General features: G+C 56.3%; 16 protein-coding genes. 3 read left to right on the top strand and 13 right to left on the bottom strand.

Annotation, left to right across the window (positions count from 1 at the left end; genetic code table 11):
* Positions 1–38: 38 nt before the first annotated feature.
* From ABJO75_RS06465 to ABJO75_RS06455, 3 genes are all read left to right on the top strand, one after another.
* Positions 39–1,052 (top strand): helix-turn-helix domain-containing protein, encoded by a 1,014-nt coding sequence (locus ABJO75_RS06465; RefSeq protein WP_348128467.1) that lies wholly within the window; start codon positions 39–41, stop codon positions 1,050–1,052.
* Positions 1,053–1,178: 126 nt separating this feature from the next.
* Positions 1,179–2,372 (top strand): serine hydrolase domain-containing protein, encoded by a 1,194-nt coding sequence (locus ABJO75_RS06460; RefSeq protein WP_348128465.1) that lies wholly within the window; start codon positions 1,179–1,181, stop codon positions 2,370–2,372.
* Between the two features lie 78 nt (positions 2,373–2,450).
* Positions 2,451–3,335, top strand: a complete 885-nt coding sequence (locus ABJO75_RS06455) for an AraC family transcriptional regulator (protein WP_348128462.1) — start codon at positions 2,451–2,453, stop codon at positions 3,333–3,335.
* 53 nt (positions 3,336–3,388) lie between these two features.
* On the opposite strand, the gene ABJO75_RS06450 is transcribed toward ABJO75_RS06455, so the two are convergent.
* From ABJO75_RS06450 to ABJO75_RS06390, 13 genes are all read right to left on the bottom strand, one after another.
* Complete coding sequence (locus ABJO75_RS06450; RefSeq protein WP_348128459.1) at positions 3,389–4,993, bottom strand: NAD(P)/FAD-dependent oxidoreductase; 1,605 nt, start codon at positions 4,991–4,993, stop codon at positions 3,389–3,391.
* A 251-nt stretch (positions 4,994–5,244) separates the two neighbouring features.
* Positions 5,245–5,826: a TetR/AcrR family transcriptional regulator gene (locus ABJO75_RS06445; protein ID WP_348128458.1), complete on the bottom strand. Its 582-nt coding sequence runs from the start codon at positions 5,824–5,826 to the stop codon at positions 5,245–5,247.
* A 179-nt stretch (positions 5,827–6,005) separates the two neighbouring features.
* Positions 6,006–6,275 carry a nitrate/nitrite transporter NrtS gene (gene nrtS, locus ABJO75_RS06440; RefSeq protein WP_348128457.1) on the bottom strand — a complete coding sequence of 90 codons (270 nt, stop codon included), beginning with the start codon at positions 6,273–6,275 and terminating at the stop codon, positions 6,006–6,008.
* The gene (locus ABJO75_RS06435) at positions 6,272–7,045 is read right to left on the bottom strand and encodes a haloacid dehalogenase type II (RefSeq protein ID WP_348128454.1); all 774 of its coding nucleotides are present in this window, start codon (positions 7,043–7,045) and stop codon (positions 6,272–6,274) included. Before ABJO75_RS06435 ends, nrtS begins: the two co-directional genes overlap by 4 nt.
* A gap of 35 nt (positions 7,046–7,080) precedes the next feature.
* Positions 7,081–7,572, bottom strand: coding sequence for a hypothetical protein (locus ABJO75_RS06430; RefSeq protein ID WP_348432398.1), 492 nt, complete (start codon positions 7,570–7,572; stop codon positions 7,081–7,083).
* Between the two features lie 5 nt (positions 7,573–7,577).
* Positions 7,578–9,218, bottom strand: coding sequence for a sodium:solute symporter (locus ABJO75_RS06425; protein WP_348128448.1), 1,641 nt, complete (start codon positions 9,216–9,218; stop codon positions 7,578–7,580).
* A complete protein-coding gene (locus tag ABJO75_RS06420) occupies positions 9,215–9,547 on the bottom strand; it encodes a hypothetical protein (RefSeq protein WP_348128446.1) in 333 nt (110 codons plus the stop codon). Before ABJO75_RS06420 ends, ABJO75_RS06425 begins: the two co-directional genes overlap by 4 nt.
* A 1,050-nt stretch (positions 9,548–10,597) precedes the next feature.
* Complete coding sequence (locus ABJO75_RS06415; RefSeq protein ID WP_348128443.1) at positions 10,598–11,167, bottom strand: peroxidase-related enzyme; 570 nt, start codon at positions 11,165–11,167, stop codon at positions 10,598–10,600.
* A gap of 52 nt (positions 11,168–11,219) precedes the next feature.
* Positions 11,220–12,770 (bottom strand): acetolactate synthase large subunit, encoded by a 1,551-nt coding sequence (locus ABJO75_RS06410; protein WP_348128440.1) that lies wholly within the window; start codon positions 12,768–12,770, stop codon positions 11,220–11,222.
* A gap of 74 nt (positions 12,771–12,844) precedes the next feature.
* Entirely contained in the window at positions 12,845–14,029 is a 1,185-nt protein-coding gene (locus tag ABJO75_RS06405) for a CoA transferase (protein ID WP_348128437.1), read from the bottom strand.
* On the bottom strand, positions 14,026–14,802 hold the full coding sequence (locus tag ABJO75_RS06400) for a CoA-transferase (RefSeq protein WP_348128434.1): 777 nt from the start codon (positions 14,800–14,802) through the stop codon (positions 14,026–14,028). Before ABJO75_RS06400 ends, ABJO75_RS06405 begins: the two co-directional genes overlap by 4 nt.
* Complete coding sequence (locus tag ABJO75_RS06395; RefSeq protein WP_348128431.1) at positions 14,799–15,611, bottom strand: CoA transferase; 813 nt, start codon at positions 15,609–15,611, stop codon at positions 14,799–14,801. The genes ABJO75_RS06400 and ABJO75_RS06395 overlap by 4 nt, the downstream gene beginning before the upstream one ends.
* Before the next feature lie 59 nt (positions 15,612–15,670).
* Positions 15,671–17,695: a TRAP transporter fused permease subunit gene (locus tag ABJO75_RS06390; protein ID WP_348128429.1), complete on the bottom strand. Its 2,025-nt coding sequence runs from the start codon at positions 17,693–17,695 to the stop codon at positions 15,671–15,673.
* Between the last annotated feature and the right edge of the window lie 51 nt (positions 17,696–17,746).

The following is a 17,746-nucleotide window of genomic DNA, read 5'->3' as shown; positions in this document are numbered from 1 at the left end:
TGGTAAGCAGCAACTGAAGGACGCGGGAGGCTGATATCATGTTGGAGAACGCCCTCTTGTTGGGGTCGGACGGCTCGCCGATTCAGCACGAGGGGCGCATCCATTCTAATGATTGGGACGAAGTTCAGGCGTTTTGCCGCGCTACATATATGCCCTATCAGGTAAGCCCGCTGGATAGGTTTTCGCGACCGAAATCCACCATGTTGTCAGCGAGAGCGGGGCGCGTCACGGCATCACGATTTTCCTACGGGACAGGCATCCATCTGGACAAATTCGATTCGGAAGCCGGCAATATCCTTGTTCTGAACACCCTGCGCGGCAAGCTGAATCACCAGTGTGATCAAGAACCTGCATCAACCTGTGCAGGAGAGAGTTTCGTCGTCGATTGTTCGCGTACCGACTACTGGCTGGACGCTGATCCGGATCATATGCAATTCAACCTGACGATACCGCATCAAGTGATGGAGGAAGTCGCCGAAAAATGGTTCGGCTTTGTGCCGGACAATTCGCTCTGGACGCGGCGCGTAAAGTTCGGCGGGCCGAATTCGCGCTGGATGGCGCTTCTGGAGTATGTGTCCCGGACGATGTGCGCCGATCTTCCGCTTTCGAAAGATGGTGCGATGGCGCGCCATCTTGAGGAATTGGTCTGTCTCGACCTGTTGCAAGAATGGGCCGCTGGTGCGGGCATTTCGCTCGAAAGAGGGGCAAGAACCGCCGCGCCCTATTATGTCCGTCAGGCCGAAGAAATAATGTCGGCAGAGGCAAGGGAAGCACCCACAATTGGCGATATTGCCAAACGTATCGGCGTATCGGCACGAACGCTGTCAGAAGGGTTCCGCCGCTTTCGTGGGACGAGCCCGCTTGCGTTCCTGTCAGCGCGCCGCATCCAAGGGCTGCGCGCCGATCTTGAGGCCGCCACATCGGACAGCACGGTGACCCAGATTGCTGCCGCGTGGGGCTATGTAAACATGGGCACACTTGCGGGCAACTATCGCAAGCGGTTCGGGGAATTGCCCTCCAACACCCTGAAAAGAATGCCTTCTCCAAAATAGCGCCTGTGTCATAGCGTCGTGCTCCAGCGCTTTACTTCCGAATACGGACAGCCCCTTCCGATATCGAACAGACAGTATCTGTCCGGTCGCCGTAACCTCTTCATCAGATTGGTAAGGGAGGAAACCATGACAAACATGAAAACAGATTGCGATGCGGTACTATCCGGCGTCGTGAGCAGCAATCCACGTGTTCCTGGCGTGGTTGCAATGGTCACAGACCGCGAACGCGACATCTATTCCGGCGCAACTGGCGAACGGGTTCTGGGCGGCACTGCAATGACTGAAGATACGGTCTTTGCCATTTTTTCGACAACCAAGGCGATTGCCGGAACGACGGCGTTACAATGTGTTGAAGACGGTTTGCTCGATCTTGATGCGCCTGCAAAAGACTATGCACCTGCCATCGGCAAACTACAGGTCATCGAAGGCTTTGACGATGCGGGCCAGCCAATGTTGCGGGCGCCGAAATCTGACGTCACGACCCGTCAGTTGATGCTGCATACCGGTGGTTTCGGCTATGACTTCTTTGATGAAAACTACAAGCGGATGGCCGAAGAACACGGGCAACCCTCTGTTGTATCAGGCACCCGCGCGGCCATCGAAACGCCGCTGCTGTTCGACCCGGGTGAGCGCTGGCAGTATGGGTCAAACATCGATTGGGTCGGTCAGGTGGTCGAAGGTATTCGCGGCAAACGGTTGGGCGAGGTCATGCGCGAACGTGTGTTCGATCAACTCGGCATGACCGACATCGCATTTACCCGCACCGATGATATGAAAGCCCGGTCTGCAACGATCCATGGGCGGGGCGAGGACGGCGGCCTGACGCCAATGGCCGACTTTGCGCTACCCGATAACCCGGAAGTGGATATGGGGGGGCACGGGCTTTACGGTACGGTTCCGGAGTACATGAAGTTCATCCGCATGTGGCTGAACGACGGCGCTGGCCCGAATGGCCGGGTCCTGAAACCGGAAACAGTGGAATGGGCCGTGAAAGGCGCACTGGTGCCGCCACAAAAGGTGACGATGTTGCCAGGCGTGATCCCGAGCCTGTCCAATGACGCAGAGTTCTTTCCGGGTCAGGAAAAGGATTGGTCCTACACCTTCATGGTCAATTCCGAACAGGCCCCGACGGGCCGCCCCGCGGGATCGATAGGATGGGCCGGACTGGCCAATAGTTTCTTCTGGATTGACCGGCAGAACGGCATCGGCGGCTATTGGGCGACGCAAATCCTGCCCTTTGGTGATCCCCAGTCCTTTGTCGGCTATCTTGACTTTGAAACCGCTGTCTATCAGTCGATCGCCGCCGCCAAAGCAGCCTGATCTACCGATCACGTTTCGCGATGAACATGGGTGCGGGAACTGGTTTCCCGCGCCCATGTCAGTTTGGGAGGACCGAAAATGACCGACTTTATTTCATGGCAAGACCTGCCGAAATGGGTGCCGGGAAAAACCTTGCTGGCCAGCGACGATCTTGGGTGGAAGAACGTCGGGCTGCGCTCTTATCACTACGCGGGGCAGGATGTGATCGTTCCGGCCATGAAAGACTTCATGCTTGTCGGGTATCGCTCGGGCACCACACCGATGCAGCGCCGATTTGACGGACGCTGGACAAAGGAAACTCTCAGTCCCGGTGCGGCATCATTCTTGACGCGGGCACAAAGCGCGCATTGGACGTGGGATGAACCTATTGACGTAACCCACATCTATATTTCGAGCACGCTGATGATCGAGGTTGCAAGCGAAATGTTCGACAGTGTCGTCTCCAGTGTCGCACTGGAGGATGTGCTGCGCACCACCGACCCCGTCATCGCAAATGTCATGAAGGCACTTTCACAAGAGGCGCAAGAGGCTGGCTTGGGCGGCGCGCTCTATGTCGAGTCAATGACCCGCGCCCTCATCGTGCATCTTTTGCGCCAATACGCGATGGTACAAACCCGTGTCGATCGCACGACCGGAGAATTGTCGCCATCAAAAAAACGGATCATCGCAGAATTTATTGAAACCAATTTGCCGGAAACACTGGACCTGTCGGCAATGGCCCAAGAGCTGGGTATGACACCTTGTCTATTCGCACGTCATTTCAAGGCGGCTTTCGGCACCCCGCCATATGCCTATGTCATCGCACGTCGACTTGAACGCGCCCGGCGACTGCTGTCAAATAGTGATCTGGCTATCAAAGCAATCTCTGCCGATTGCGGGTTCTCAGATCAGGCGCACATGACACGACTTTTCCGTCGCGCGCATGGGGTACCGCCTGCCGAGTTTCGAAGGGGCCTTCAGTAAGAGAGGCCGCGGCGTGAAATGCCGCAGCCTCCGGTTTCAGAGCGGGCATTAGATCAGGCGATCTCGAAGCCCTCATAGCCACTCTCGGCAACTTCCTTGCACTTCTGGCGGTAGGTTCCCGTACCACCCGTGTAGGACATAAAGCGCCCGGGCTTACCGTCGATGTTGGCACCATTGTACCAACTGTCGGTCTTGGAAAACAGCGTGGCGTTGACGGTGTCGTCGTGGTGCTGCACCCAGGCATCCTCGAACGCTGCGTTCGGTTCGATCACCGTCTTCCCGCTCTCGCGCATGTGCTTGATGCAATCGTTGATCCATTCGGTCTGCTGTTGCAGACACGTGGTCATGTTGCACAGAGCCGCTGATGGTGCCAACGGAACACCGGTCATGAACAGGTTTGGAAAACCGTATTTCTGCAGCCCCATCGATGTGCGGGTGTCCTTGTTCCATTCATCACGCAGATTGAACCCTTTGCGCCCGTTGAAATTGATCCGTGACATGCCCCCGGTGCCGGCATCAAAACCGACCGCCATAATGATAATGTCCAACTCATAGACTGAGCCGTCCGCGAGCTTGATGCCTTCAGGAACAATCTCGGTAATGGCATTGTCGCGCACGCTGATCGCCTCAACATGGGGTAAGAGGTATGTTTCGAGGTAATTGGATTCCAGTGGAACCCGATGCGTTCCGAAACCATAGGTCCCCTTTTTCGGCACCAGAATGTCGATCAGTTTAGGGTCTTTCAGACGTTCGCTCATTTTGTCCCGGACAAACTGCGATACCTCTTCGCTGACCTCCGGGTCAAAGAACATCTCGACGAAGGACGCGAGCCACAACTTGAGCGATCCGTCCGCATGATCCGCCTCCAGCCGCGCGCGGCGCTCCTCGGGGGTCAGTTCGGCCCAGGTCACCTCAAAATCATACTCAAAGCCGGTGAACGTGTCCGGTAGAGTGGATTTCAACTCTTCAAAGCGGTTCTTGTACCAGGCTTCCTCTTTGGGCCCGTATTTGGGGTTCTTCATCGGCAGGACATACTGTGGCTTGCGCACAAAAACCTTCAGGGTCTCCACCTGCGGCGCGATGGTCTGGATCACCTGAATACCGGTGGCGCCAACGCCAATCACGCCAACTTTCTTGCCTGTGAAATCAATTCCTTCTTTCGGATAGAGACCGGTATGGACGATGGTTCCCTTGAAGCTGGCCTGACCGGGAAAGCGGTTCGCCAGCGGCGCCGAAAGCATCCCGGTGCAGCCGATCACATATTGCGCATCGAAGCGGTCGCCCTGCTCCGTCTCGACGGCCCACCGGCCTGTTTCTTCGTTGAAATCCGCAGTCGTGACGCGGCTCGAAAATTTGATGTGATCACGCAAATCCAGCCGGTCGGTAATGTAATGCAACCAACGCTCGATCTCGGGCTGCGCCGGAAAACGTTCGCTCCAAGTCCAGTCCTTGTAGAGGTCTTCATCGAACAGATACTGGTAGATATAGGATTCAGAATCGAACCGCGCGCCGGGATAGCGGTTCCAATACCAGGTTCCGCCAACATCCGTTCCGGCCTCAAGACCCTGAACACTCAGACCCTGCTGTTTTAGCTGATGAAGTTGATAAAGACCTGATACACCGGCCCCGATGACAATTGCGTCAACTTTCGTAGTCATGTTTTTCCTCCCATGATTCACCCGCGAGAAGCCCCCCGATTGCCAAAGCTTTGAGTTGGTGCTCGGAGAGCCTTCGCCGTCGGAGTAGGTTAGGAAGCAGGGCTAAGGCGGTCTTGAACGAAACGTGAGAGTTTGTTGAACGAAACTGGCGTGCGAGGGAGTGGTTTGACGAAGCCTGTTGAACACCGCCCAAGGGCGTTTTGACCGCGAGTCTGGGCGGCAATGACGGGTTCTGATGGAGTGGACATCCCCTATTCGGCCGCGAGGCGTGGTAGCATCAAAGATGCCATTGCGGAGTCGATGACAGAGTTGAGCGAGCCCCGGCTTGGCGAGGTCTTGGCAAGAACATTAAGCCCTTGGGCTACGCAGAGAAGATACTTTGCCTGACTCTCCGGATTTTCCAAGGAATCGCGCTTCAATGCCCCGCAAAATGCAGCTTCCAATCGAGCCAGATGATCAGACATCAACTGGGCAACATCGTCGTCTAACTCCTTGAGTTCGACAAAGGCGTTGGTGCCCAGACATCCCCACCGGCGATTACCGTTAATGATACCGTCCGCGATGAAATCAAAATAGGCGCGGATTCCATCGAGGCCGCAGGGGGTGCTTTCCAATAACTCGAGACCGGGACGGTTCATACTATCCAGATATCGCCGGATGACGGCCAGAAACAGTCCGTGTTTGTTGCCGAATGCTGCATAGACGCTGCCAGGGTTCAGCCCCATTGCGTCGCAAATTTCCTGAATGGGCGCACCAGAATATCCGCGGCGCCAGAACACCTCGATCGCTGCGTCAAGTGCATCATTCTCGTCGAATTCTCTATGTCGAGCCATTCAAGTACCGATATCCGTATGCAGTCAGTCGTATATAGTTGTATTGTAAGGTAATCTGTTTGCCTCGTACAGGGCATGGGCGTCCATGGTGTCGGCACAGCAAGTCCAAACTGGATTCGAGACGGGCCCGCGACAAAGCACGGGCCCGCAATGAAACTCGGCTTGGGGGACCAAGTCCTCTAAGTTGGCTTTTGCATGGCCGCATATTCGCGAGTTGCAAGCACCGAAGAGTAGGTTGATACCGAGTAGGGCACACAAAACGTCAGCAGGATCTTTAGCGCGGCAGTCGTGTCAATATCCCCCTGCAAAAGGCGATCTCCGTGATTGATGATCGCCAAGGCGATACCGACCAGGATGGCAACCCGCGCAGCGCGCGTGACCACGCGCTTGCTGGTGGCGATGTCCCAGAAGCCGGGCACGACACCTTCAGAGATTTTGTGTTCCGTCATGCATCCAGTGTTTCTTGCGTTGCCATTCTGCTTGGTTGTTCGATTAAATCTGCCAGTTCATTGAGAGAGGTCAGGCGGTGATCGGGTTCCATATCAAAGTTCTCCATCTGCATACGCAAGAGTTTGAACATTGTCGACGGACCGACCACCTCGGCAGCTGCTATTTCAGCTGCCAAAGCATCACGTGTCACCCGTTCGATCCAGGCGACCTGAAAACCAAAGTTCTTTGCGGCGCAGGCGTCAAACGCATTCGACGACACGAAAACCGTATTCTCTGGCTTAACGTTGAGCGTTGTTTCGACCAGTGCGTAAGCATCGTCATGCGGCTTGAATATTCCGGCCTTGTCGATGCTGATGATCGATTGCAGTTTTGTATCCAGCCCGGTGTTTGTGACCAAGGCATCGAGGATTTCCTGATTACCATTCGACAGAATAGCGAGCGGCACCCCTTGCAGCGCATCCAGCGCCGTGAGGCAATCGGAATGCGGGTCGAGATGCAGGTATTTGTCCATGATCCGGTCGCGAACGGTCTTGTCGCTGGACACACCAATGGCGTTGAGCGTGTAGATCAGAGAGGCTTCGGTGATCTCCCAAAAGCTACGATAGCTGCCCATCATCGAACGAAGCCAAGTGTATTCTAGCTGTTTCATCCGCCAGACTTGAGTGATCAATTCACCATGATCGGGGAATTCCTCGTTGGTGATCTTTGAAACGGATTGAACGTCATAAAGTGTTCCGTAGGCGTCAAAGACAAATGCGTCGATTGTCATTTTTATTTCTCCTGATGTTTAGAAGTATTTGTGTTTTAGAGGGCCAGAAAGGCAAAGCTGGCTAGAAAGACCGATGCGGCCAACACTGCGTTAAGCGCGCGAACAAGCGGCCAGTTCAATCCTGTGGCCACGCCCCTTGCCAGGGTAGGTAGGAACAGGGCCATCGACATAATCGCAAGAGTTGCTGCGACCGCGGTTTGACTCGCGGGGCCGTTGATCCATGAGGCTGTTGCAGGCGCTCCGATCCAAAGCGGGATCGAGGCGGCAGAGACAAGCGACATCAACCGCAACAACGGCATCTGCCCGCCAAAGGCGCTTGTCATCGCCCAAAGGACACCGGTGAAGCCAACCCAAAGCAGCAGAGTTTGTGCCATGCCGCCGAGTGAGATGTAGAAGAAGGCTTCTGTCTTGGGGATCCCCAGTGCATCCACCTGTTCGCTGCGCGCGAGAAGGGTGGCGAGGCTCCAGAGGAGCCCCGCGATTGGCATGCCCAAGGCGGCCTGCCAACGGCTTTCGGATGAGAGCATGGTGTTTACCACGGTAGCAGCCCCCACAACAGGATCGGCACCCACATCGCGGCAAGGATCAACAACCATGGGCTGCTGTCATAGCGTGTCCGCGTCACATGTGCCCAACCATGCATTTTTTCGACCAATTCCTGCGCGCGGCCACGCTCTTGTGCCGCTTCATCGCCTTTCAGCCTTTCGGCCAAAAGTGACACCAGAATTGTCAGGATGAACCCGGCCGGAACCGAAATCAGCGAGGTCGCGAAACCCAGCTTGGCGACGAGGCCCGTGCCGACCGACAGCCCCGGCAAAACGTAGGGCGACAGCAGGATATAAAGCACCCCGGACACCAAGCTGCCGGTGAAAGCGCCCCAGACATTGATGCGGGTGGACCACACGCCCAGTACGACCATGGGCGTAATGGCAGTGGCGCACATTCCAAAGGCCCAAAAGATCGACGTGATCAGAAACGCCGGTGGATCGAGCGATACGAGAAGGGATACGACGCCCGTACCCGCAAGGGCAAAGTAGCCATAGCGCAGTTGCTTCTTTTCGGACAGGTGCGGACGCAGAACGCCGACGATGTCGTGGCCAACCACGGTTGCCACGCCGATCATCAGTCCTGCAATCGTCGAGACCCCGGCGGCCAAGACGCCTGCGATGACAAACGCCGAAACCCAATCGGGATTGTAGGCGAGGTTCAATAGAAGCGTGGTCTTGTCTGCGGCCTCGGGTGTCAGTTCCTGCCCGATCAGGGCAAAATGATAAACGCCTGCAAATCCCAATGCATAGGTGCCGAGAAACATCAGCCCGACCCAAAGACAGAACCAAGGCACCACTTTGCGGGCCGATTTGATATTTTCAGATGTCAGCACACGCTGTGCCAATTGCGGTAGACCCAGGGTTCCAATTGTCAGTGCAACGAACAACGCAAGATAGAACCGGGCTTCGAATTTCAGGTCAAAGAAAGTCGGTATCCGCTCCAGCAACGTGTCGGTCAGGCTGCCATACCCAAGTGGTGGAAACCAGAATCCGGGCACGCCCATTGCCTTGAGGATTGCGGCAAGTGGTACGATCAGGGCGATCATCATGATGACCATCTGGATCGCGTCGTTATATGTTGCGCCCTTCATGCCTCCAATCGTGATGTATCCAGTAATCACCAATGCAGACAGGATCAGCGACGGTGTATAGGGCAAACCCAGCAGGACCTCGAAAACCTTGGCGATGCCGATGAACTGGCCGACCATGTACATCAACATGATCAACAACATCCAAGCGGCGGCTAGAAAGGCAGTGTTACGCCCGTAGCGGGTTTGGACGAAGTGGACCGAAGTGAACACTTCCATACGGTACAACGATGCGCCGTAGAGCATGACCAACAGTGGAACGCTCAGGATGAGCTGCACCCACATGTAGACAAATGGCAGATGCAATTGTTGGATAAGGGCGACCACCCCGAGAAAGGTCGCGACACTCATCCAGGTAGACGATGCTGCGAGTGAATTGACCACTGGACCAATAGAGCGGCCCGCCAAGTAAAGGTCAGTCGCATTGGCGGTCTTCTTGTTGTTGAAGAGCGCCACGGCGTAATACATGCTGAAAACGGCGATCGTAATCCCCAGGCCCAGCCAAATGTTTTGAAGTTGCCAATCTGCCGGGGTCATTTCGCAGCCTCCGGCAAACCAATGGTGTCGGGCCGCATGGTAGCCAGGCTAGAACCTTCGTGGGCGGACTTGGCATCGCTGAAGTGACCGGCGTTTTCAGCCTCAATCTCATCTTCCAGTTTGTTGGCATAGCGACACCAGACCAGTGACCAGAGTAATACCCCGAGCGAGCCAAGCGTGATTGCGATAAAGTAATGCACTGGCAAACCGAGTATTCGGACACTGTTGTCTGTGCCCAGGAATACCGCCCAAAGGCCGGTATGCCCGAGCAGGACATAGACGATGCCGAACCCGATCGTGGATCGTAGTTCTTTCTTGTAAGCGCTCAAAACAAGCTCCTCCCGTTGTGGTGATAAGAACCGCGACCGTCTCCTCAGCCGTGCGGGTCCCTTCTCGACAGCGCATGGAATACGCCGTGGATACGCACCGTAATTATTCTTGAATTTTAATTCAAGTATAATTAATCACATACTTTCATATGCTTGCGAAACGGTTGACCCGTTCTTTCTCTGAGTGATGCTGAAAACGAGATTTGTCGACCATGCCCACGACAAGATCATATGACTGGAAAGGGTGATGTCACGTAAATTGGACGTCGGATGTCGATGTTCCGGCTTGAGCCTAGACGGGGTGCATGTGACAGCCTTTGATCAACGGCAAGCGCCAACGATTGCCGCCTCAAATCATTGCACATACGATCTGGCTGTACGTATGCTTCAAACCCAGTCTACGCGAGGTCGAGGAAATGTCGGTGGACGTGCAAATTCGGGTCTTTAATCGCACGCAACCTGCGGCGAGGACAGACGCGACCCGGAGATGCCTGGCCTCTGGCTGAGGTGGTTGTGAAAATCTCGGGGCAAATGTTCTGGATCTGGCGTGCGGTCGATCAAAATAGTGTCGTTCTGGAGTAAATCCTGCAATCCAAGCGGGCCGCGAGACGGTTACTGATCCGCCTGATCAATTGTTACGGGCTGCCCAGACGAGAAGTGGCCCCAAGCCTTGATCATTGGTCGCGCAAAGACCACATCAATCGCCCTGAGAACAGCCACCTACCATTTCGAAAGCGGGAACGAGCGATGCAAAGCTTCCGCTCGCCCGGAGAATTACAGCGCTTTGTCCCAGTTCATTCCGCCACCCGAATTTGCTGCGCCGTTCCATCTAAACGCCGCACCGCCCTGACTATCCGGTATCACCGAATGGAAGCTTTCGAAGCTGGGGAACCGCAGCCGCCGTTGCCTGATCCAAGAGAAACAGGTCGTTCTTGCAAGGCCCAGAAGTCAATGTGACGACACCCGCCTACAGCACCCTGGATGAAACAGACCGTTCCGGTATCAGACTAAGGGCGATTTCTGAAACAAGGACGTGCGGGGTAACATAACTTATCTGCCCATTGCGTAGAACTCAGGGTTGGGCCTCATTTTGGTGACATTTGCCATGCGATTTGAGAGCGCAAAGAACGCTGCGATGGCAGCGATATCCCAGATGTCCTCATCATCGAACCCGTGCGTGCGCAGCGCATTAAAATCAGCTTCGCCAACTTCCTGAGCATTGGCCGATACCTTGACGGCAAAATCCAGCATGGCCCGCTGGCGTGAAGTAATGTCGGCCTTGCGGTAATTTACAGCGACCTGATCTGCAATCAACGGATCCTTAGCGCGAATTCGCAATATTGCGCCGTGAGACACCACGCAATACTGGCACTGGTTCAGATTGCTGGTGGCCACCACGATCATTTCGCGTTCGGCTTTGGTGATCGGTCCCGGTTTTTCCATGAGTGCGTCGTGGTAGGCAAAAAAGGCACGAAATTCGTCCGGACGATGTGCCAGAGTCAGGAAAACATTGGGCACAAAACCCGATTTCTCCTGAACTTCCTCGATACGAGCGCGAATGTCATCTGGTAGATCCGCGAGCTTTGGCACAGGAAACCGGCTGATCGGTAAATTGGTCATAGGGAACTGCCTTTCTTGGTTTTGTTACGAATGTCAGTGCGTTGCGATATTTTCAGATCATCGCTTCGATCAGGAATGGCCCCTTATTGCGAAACGCCGTAGACAGCAAATCAGAGAATTGCGCCGGGGTTTCCGCACGCGCAGCGGCTACGCCCATACCTTTGGCGATGCTGACCCAGTCGAGTGCAGGATCGTCCAGATCCAGCATGCGTCGCGCGTTTTCACCCGGAGCGGCGGCGCCGACATTCTGCAGCTCGCCATGCAAAATCTGATAGCGCTGGTTGGCGAAGATGACAGTCACCACATCCAATCTCTCGCGCGCCTGAGTCCACAACGCCTGAACCGTATACATCCCGCTGCCGTCTGCCTGCAGGGATAATACCTTTCGGTCTGGGCAGGCAATGGCAGCGCCCACGGCCAGCGGCATGCCGATACCAATTGCGCCTCCGGTCAATTGAAGAAAGTCATGCGGCGCGGCACCATGTGTGTGTGCGAAGAAATTGCGTCCTGAAGACACAGACTCGTCGCAGATCACAGCATTTTCCGGCAGGCTTCGAGCGACGGCGATCGCAATGCCATCCGGCGTGAGCGGACCGGTCGGCAGGTCGGGTATCGCGTGACTGGTACGTTCGGGGGTGCATGAAGAGTCAGCCCCCGTTTCCTGGGCCAAAGCGTTGATCATGGCGACGATGTCATGATCAGGTTCACCAAGTTTCATGACCTGACAGGTTTCCGGCAAGATGCGTCCAGGTTTTCCGGGATAGGCAAAAAACGCGACCGGTTCGGGGGCGCCTATCAGAATAACGCATTCGGTATCTGCAAAAGCGGCGAGCGCCTGATCAATGGGATAGGGAACACGTTCAATATCCGCCCTGCCTTGGCCGCGTTGCATCCGTGCATTTGATTGTTGAGCCATCAGGCGGGCGCCTGTCTGGGTCGCGATCCTGCTCAGCTGGTTCAGTTGAGGTTCCCGGAGTGCGTGCCCCGACACCAGAATGGTAACATTCCGTCTAGTCCGCAGAACGTCCGCCGCGGCGCGGATTCGGTCGGCGTCGGGAGAAGTCGGCATCCAGTGCGAGGCGGGTTCACCTAGCTCGCCGGTCGTATCACTCCATGCCGCATCAGCGTGGAGAATGAGCGTCGCAATTTGCCCGGAGAATTGTCGTGACGCCACTATGGCCTCGGTCGAGCGCAGTCCGACACTGTCAGCGGTTTCAGCCCGGCCCAACCAATGCGACATTGGTCGCGCCAACGCTGCGACATCAGAGGTCAGAGGGGCGTCAAGCGGCAGGTGATATGTTGCGTGATCCCCCACGATGTTGACGACCGGCGAGCCTGCTCGTCGGGCATTGTGCAGGTTGGCTATTCCGTTGGCGAGACCCGGACCCAGATGCAGAAGCGTCGCGGCGGGCTTGTCAGCCATCCGGGCATATCCATCTGCAGCACCGGTCACCACACCTTCGCTCATCCCCAGAACACAATGCATACGTGGTTGGCGATCCAAGGCCGCAACAAAATGCATCTCGGATGTGCCCGGATTGGCGAAACAAGTGTCGATGCCATTGGCCAAAAGGGTTTCACAAAGCAGATCAGCGCCGTTCATAGGGTTTCCTTATTTACTTTTTTTGGACACGCGCCCGGGCGCGTGTAGGCTGGTCGATAGACGCTTGGCCAAACTTAGGGTTGCTTGTCGGGATCAGGCTCTGCTCTGGGGTGACTTGCCGGGTCGGCGCCCAATCCTTGCAAGATCTCTGGATTGTGTTCGGCAAAAGCTGGCGGCGCCCGACGATAGGATGCCGGTGTGCGTGACAGCTTAATCGGGCTGCCCGTCCCGCGATAGGCTCCTATATCCACAACCATTTCACGGTGGTGGGTGTGTGGGTCCTCGACGACTTGGTCGATAGACCGCACCGCACCGCAAGGTACGCCAGCCTGGATCAATTCATCCGCGAGCTCATGACAGTCATGGGCACGCATCGCCTCTTCCAACTCGATCTTCAATGCATCCCGGTTTTGATTACGGACGCTATTGTCAGCGAACCGCTCGTCCGCGGATAAATCGGGGCGATCAATGATACGGCACAATGTTGCGAATTGCCGGTTGTTGCCGACTGCGAGAAACAGTGGATCAGTCCGGGTCGAAAACGTATCGTAAGGGCAAATGTTGGGATGTGCATTCCCTGATGGACCAGCCACTTTGCCCGAAAGGTAATAGTTCGGCAGATGCGGGTGCAGCAAGGAAACACCACAGTCATAAAGAGCCGTCTCGACGAACTGGCCTTTGCCACTCTGACCACGTTCGGCGAGCGCCATCAGAATCCCGATCACTGCGTTCAGTCCGGTCGCCATGTCCACGACTGGCAGACCAACACGCAACGCTTCTCCGTCCTCCTCGCCATTTACGCTCATGATACCGCAACTGGCCTGAATCGCCGCATCGTAGCCGGGCAGACGGCCCATCGGACCATCGGCGCCAAAGCCGGACACACGACAGTGCACAAGTTTGGGGAACCGGCGTTCGATCTCAGCGTGAGACAGACCCCATTTGTCCATTGTCCCAGTCTTGAAATTTTCGATCAGAACGTCCGCATCTTCCAGCAAACGGGCGAGCAATTCCTGCCCTTCTGGCTTTGAGAGATCCAGCGACATACCCCGCTTATTGCGGTTCACACCTAGGAAATAGCTGGCTGTCCCTTCCAGAAACGGAGGGCCCCAGCCGCGGGTTTCGTCCCCGGCGGGAGGTTCGATCTTGATTACATCGGCCCCATGATCAGCCAGGATTTGACCGGCATATGGACCACCCAAAACGCGACTAAGATCAATCACCTTGAGGTGAGATAGGGATCCGGTATTTTCCGTCATTTTGTGGCTTCCTGTGGTTCGGTTCCGTGAATCGCGGCGCGCAATCCAGCGGCAAAATCGGGATAGGTTTCGTGTAATTCATCCAGTACACGCCCCCGAAGCAACGCCAGTGTGGGCGCATCAGGTGGCGCGGTTTCGGGCGGGTTTTCATCATGATCGAATTCAAAGCCAGTGGCATCACGCATCTCGGCAAGCGTCTGTCCGGAATGCAGACTTTCAAGTCGGAAGCCGGGTTTGTCCTTGTCAAACATGAACAAGCCGCGCCCGCTCAAGAGAGCATACGGGCCACCCTTGCGCCAGACGTCAGGCGCGCTGGTACCGGGTGCGCTGATGAAATCAACGCTCTTCACCATTACCCGCGGCGTGTGTTCTTCTCGAAACAGGATCACCCGCGGAATGGTGAAATACAGATATGCAGAGCCAAAGGATCCTGGCCAGCGCACTTTCATTTCGGGATATTCGCCGACCCCTACCAGATTGACATTGCCCGCACCGTCAATCTGACCACCGCCCAGAAAGAAGGCATCAATACGTCCCTGCCCGGCGCAATCGAACAACTCGGCCGAGCCATTCGTAAAAAAGTTGTGCTCGACAGATCCCAGGATCGAAATCCGCAACCTTGGCTCATCCGCCGCTTCGGCCAACGCCCGGGCCAGCATCGCCCCCGCCGCCGGGATCGGCGACGCGGCACCCACTGCAACATGACGCGTTCCGTGCAACAATCGGGCAATACTGACGATCAGGATCTCACGCGCAATTGCAGACGTACTCATGGGGCTGTCTCGCTTTTGGTTTCTGCCATATACTCGGCGAAGCCCGCAGCCGTTTTCGCGGCAGCAGCATAGCGGCGCAACTCGGCCGAGTCCGGATCATAGGTACCCCACAGCCCGTGCGGCCACGCCCCTCGCTCGGCCTGTGCTATGTCGGTGACATATAGAGCCGGCAAAGTGCCTGCGGCGGTGGTCTCATCTGCCATCAAATCCGTCTCAACGATCCGTTCGACAGTCACCAGCGTCGTCCGTGCGGCATACGCCATGGCCGCGAGTTCTCGCCGCCTGCCAATCCAGACATTGCCGGCGCGATCCGCCATAGGCGCATGAAATACAGCCACATCCGGATGAATCGCCGGGATGAGAACGATCGGATCAGCGTCCTCTGCCAGTGGATTGTCAATGACCTTCCAATCCTCACGATAAGCTTGAACATCCGACCCAAGCAAACCGCGCATTGGCATGAATGGAACGGCCTTTTGAGCAGCAAGCAATCCAGCATGAATTGCAGGGCAGGTCGCATCGAGCATACGTACCTCGCCAGACCGGACTGCGTCATTGAACCGTGGGGCTCCTCCGGCTTCGCCCAGAGAAACCGCGCTGGTCTCAACCGTGGCAACCAGTCCGGCGCCGAGCAACATATCGACCTGCAAGCCGCCGGTGGGCACGCAGATCAAATGGAGGTCACGCGCATCGCCGCGAGCGATCAACCGGCGCGTCAGGGCCATCGGAACGCCACCGTAGTCGACCGGAACTGCGACACGCATACCTGAAACGACGTATGCCGCCAGTCGGTCGAGATCGTCCTGCATGTATCCTACTCCCATCTCATTTGCGAAACCGGTGCCGTCTGGTGATGACACAATCGCCTCTATTCAGCGGCGGCTGCAACCGGTTCGTGGTTCCGGCGCGCAACGACGAGCGGTAGGATCGCCAAGGCGACGCCTGCGCCGCTCACAGCCAAGTGCAGCGGCCCGAACGCATTCCCGGTCGGAGCGGCGATCAGCATGCCGCCCCCGAACAACAAGACCCGTAGCGCTACACCCTTTATCCCACCAGGCAGGGCACCAAAAAAACTGACATATCCTTGCAGAGCAGCTGATATCAGCCAGATCCCGATCAATGCGCCAACAAATAAAATTGCCATTTCCGAAAGCGTCCCTTCGCCGATCAGCGCGGGGTTCAAGACAAAAAAGAACGGCACGATATAGATGACTCCGCCAAGCCGCATCGCTTCGACACCTGTGCGCATTGGCGACGCGCCTGCCAAAGACGCCGCACCGAATGCACCAATTGCCACCGGCGGAGTGATGAAGCTGACCATCCCCCAATAGAGGATGAAAAGGTGCACCGCCAATTCGTTCAACCCGGCTTGGACGAGTGTCGGCGCCAGCACCACCGCAAGAAAGATGTAGCAGGCCGTCACCGGCATACCCATGCCAAAGACAAAGCTGGTGATCGCGCCCATGACAAGCAGAACAAACACGTTGTCGCCAGCCATAAATATCAGCTCGGTGGCCAGTGGTCCTGTCAGCCCAGTCGCCTGAAACGATCCGACGATGATCCCGATACCCAGAACGATTGCGGTCAACTCGCCCAAAGTTCGCCCCACCGAAACAATCATGTCCATGAAGCCCTGACGCGTAAACCGATCATGGTGGGAAAACTGGTTGATCACCAGAAGCAGAACGATTGCGTAAAACGGCGCGGTGGTTTCCCAACGAAACGCCACCATCAGAAAGATCAGCACGGCAAAGACGACGATGTACTGCCAGCCGCCGCGCATTGTTTCCTTGAGACGGGGGAGTTCACTTCGCGGCAAGCCCCGCAGGTCATTGCGCGCGGCATAGGCATCAATTTGCACAAACAACCCAAAATAATAGAGGATCGACGGCACGGCTGCAGCCATCATGATATCGACGTAAGGCCGCGACAGCCACGCCGCCATGACAAAAGCGGTGGCCCCCATGATCGGAGGCATCAGTACACCACCGGTCGAGGCGCAGGCTTCGGTTGCCGCAGCATAGCGCGCCGAAAACCCCGTGCGCTTCATCGCCGGAATTGAAACTGCGCCAGTGGTCAGAACATTCGAGATCACCGAGCCGGACATCGAGCCCATGAACCCTGAGGCAAAAATCGCGACCTTGGCCGCACCGCCACGAAATTGTCCCACAAGCGCCAGCGCCAGATTGTTGAAAAACTTGCCACCACCGGTGAACTGCAGGATCGCCCCGAACAGCACGAAGCCAATAACAAGATTGCCAAACGCGTTCATCGGGATTCCGAACGAAGCTTCGGACGAGATCATGAAATAGGGTACGACATCCAGAAACGGGCTTTGGAATCCAGAAAGAGGATCGGGCATGGATCCGGCAAAGGTCGGATACAATGAAAAGGTTGCGACGATCCCGAACAGCACCCAGCCACCTGCCCGCCGCGTCGCCTCGAGGATCAAAACATAGAGTGCAACCGAGAACACGACCGCTCGTTGCGGTGCGGCATACTCCCAGCCGCTGTCCAGACTCTCGCTGGCGGTTGCGACGAAATAGACTGCCACGATCAGAGACGCCAATGCCAGCATCCAATCGTACCAAGGCGCGTGGGCGGATGCCTTGCCATCGACACGGAAGCAGACAAATGTGACAGACAGGAACAAGCCGGACAAAATATACAGATACTGACCCTCAAGCATGGTATAGTTTCCCAGTCGCAAGTTGAACAACTGGTTCACCGAAGCAAGGATTGCCGCCAGAGTGGCCGTAATGACGTACCACTGCATCACCCCGTGCAAGCGTAGTTTGCCAACCGACAATTCCGCATCAAGTGCAGCATTGCCGGTATCAGCAGGAGACCGTGCCGCGGGCTCGGCTGCAGATTTCTGTATCGATTGGGTCATCTGGGATGTTCCGACCTGAGGGGAAGTTCGGGGGCCTCAAGCCCCCGAAAC

Origin of the sequence: Sedimentitalea sp. (assembly GCF_039973035.1) — a bacterium.
In the GTDB taxonomy this organism is placed as follows: Bacteria; Pseudomonadota; Alphaproteobacteria; order Rhodobacterales; family Rhodobacteraceae; genus Sedimentitalea.
This window is presented reverse-complemented; position numbering and strand designations above follow the sequence as displayed.

Bases quoted from the DNA above. Each gene is read 5' to 3' on its own strand.
- ABJO75_RS06465 (WP_348128467.1), top strand. From the start codon at position 39: ATGTTGGAGAACGCCCTCTTGTTGGGGTCGGACGGCTCGCCGATTCAG.
- ABJO75_RS06460 (WP_348128465.1), top strand. From the start codon at position 1,179: ATGACAAACATGAAAACAGATTGCGATGCGGTACTATCCGGCGTCGTG.
- ABJO75_RS06455 (WP_348128462.1), top strand. From the start codon at position 2,451: ATGACCGACTTTATTTCATGGCAAGACCTGCCGAAATGGGTGCCGGGA.
- ABJO75_RS06450 (WP_348128459.1), bottom strand. From the start codon at position 4,993: ATGACTACGAAAGTTGACGCAATTGTCATCGGGGCCGGTGTATCAGGT.
- ABJO75_RS06445 (WP_348128458.1), bottom strand. From the start codon at position 5,826: ATGGCTCGACATAGAGAATTCGACGAGAATGATGCACTTGACGCAGCG.
- nrtS (WP_348128457.1), bottom strand. From the start codon at position 6,275: ATGACGGAACACAAAATCTCTGAAGGTGTCGTGCCCGGCTTCTGGGAC.
- ABJO75_RS06435 (WP_348128454.1), bottom strand. From the start codon at position 7,045: ATGACAATCGACGCATTTGTCTTTGACGCCTACGGAACACTTTATGAC.
- ABJO75_RS06430 (WP_348432398.1), bottom strand. From the start codon at position 7,572: ATGCTCTCATCCGAAAGCCGTTGGCAGGCCGCCTTGGGCATGCCAATC.
- ABJO75_RS06425 (WP_348128448.1), bottom strand. From the start codon at position 9,218: ATGACCCCGGCAGATTGGCAACTTCAAAACATTTGGCTGGGCCTGGGG.
- ABJO75_RS06415 (WP_348128443.1), bottom strand. From the start codon at position 11,167: ATGACCAATTTACCGATCAGCCGGTTTCCTGTGCCAAAGCTCGCGGAT.
- ABJO75_RS06410 (WP_348128440.1), bottom strand. From the start codon at position 12,770: ATGAACGGCGCTGATCTGCTTTGTGAAACCCTTTTGGCCAATGGCATC.
- ABJO75_RS06405 (WP_348128437.1), bottom strand. From the start codon at position 14,029: ATGACGGAAAATACCGGATCCCTATCTCACCTCAAGGTGATTGATCTT.
- ABJO75_RS06400 (WP_348128434.1), bottom strand. From the start codon at position 14,802: ATGAGTACGTCTGCAATTGCGCGTGAGATCCTGATCGTCAGTATTGCC.
- ABJO75_RS06395 (WP_348128431.1), bottom strand. From the start codon at position 15,611: ATGCAGGACGATCTCGACCGACTGGCGGCATACGTCGTTTCAGGTATG.
- ABJO75_RS06390 (WP_348128429.1), bottom strand. From the start codon at position 17,695: ATGACCCAATCGATACAGAAATCTGCAGCCGAGCCCGCGGCACGGTCT.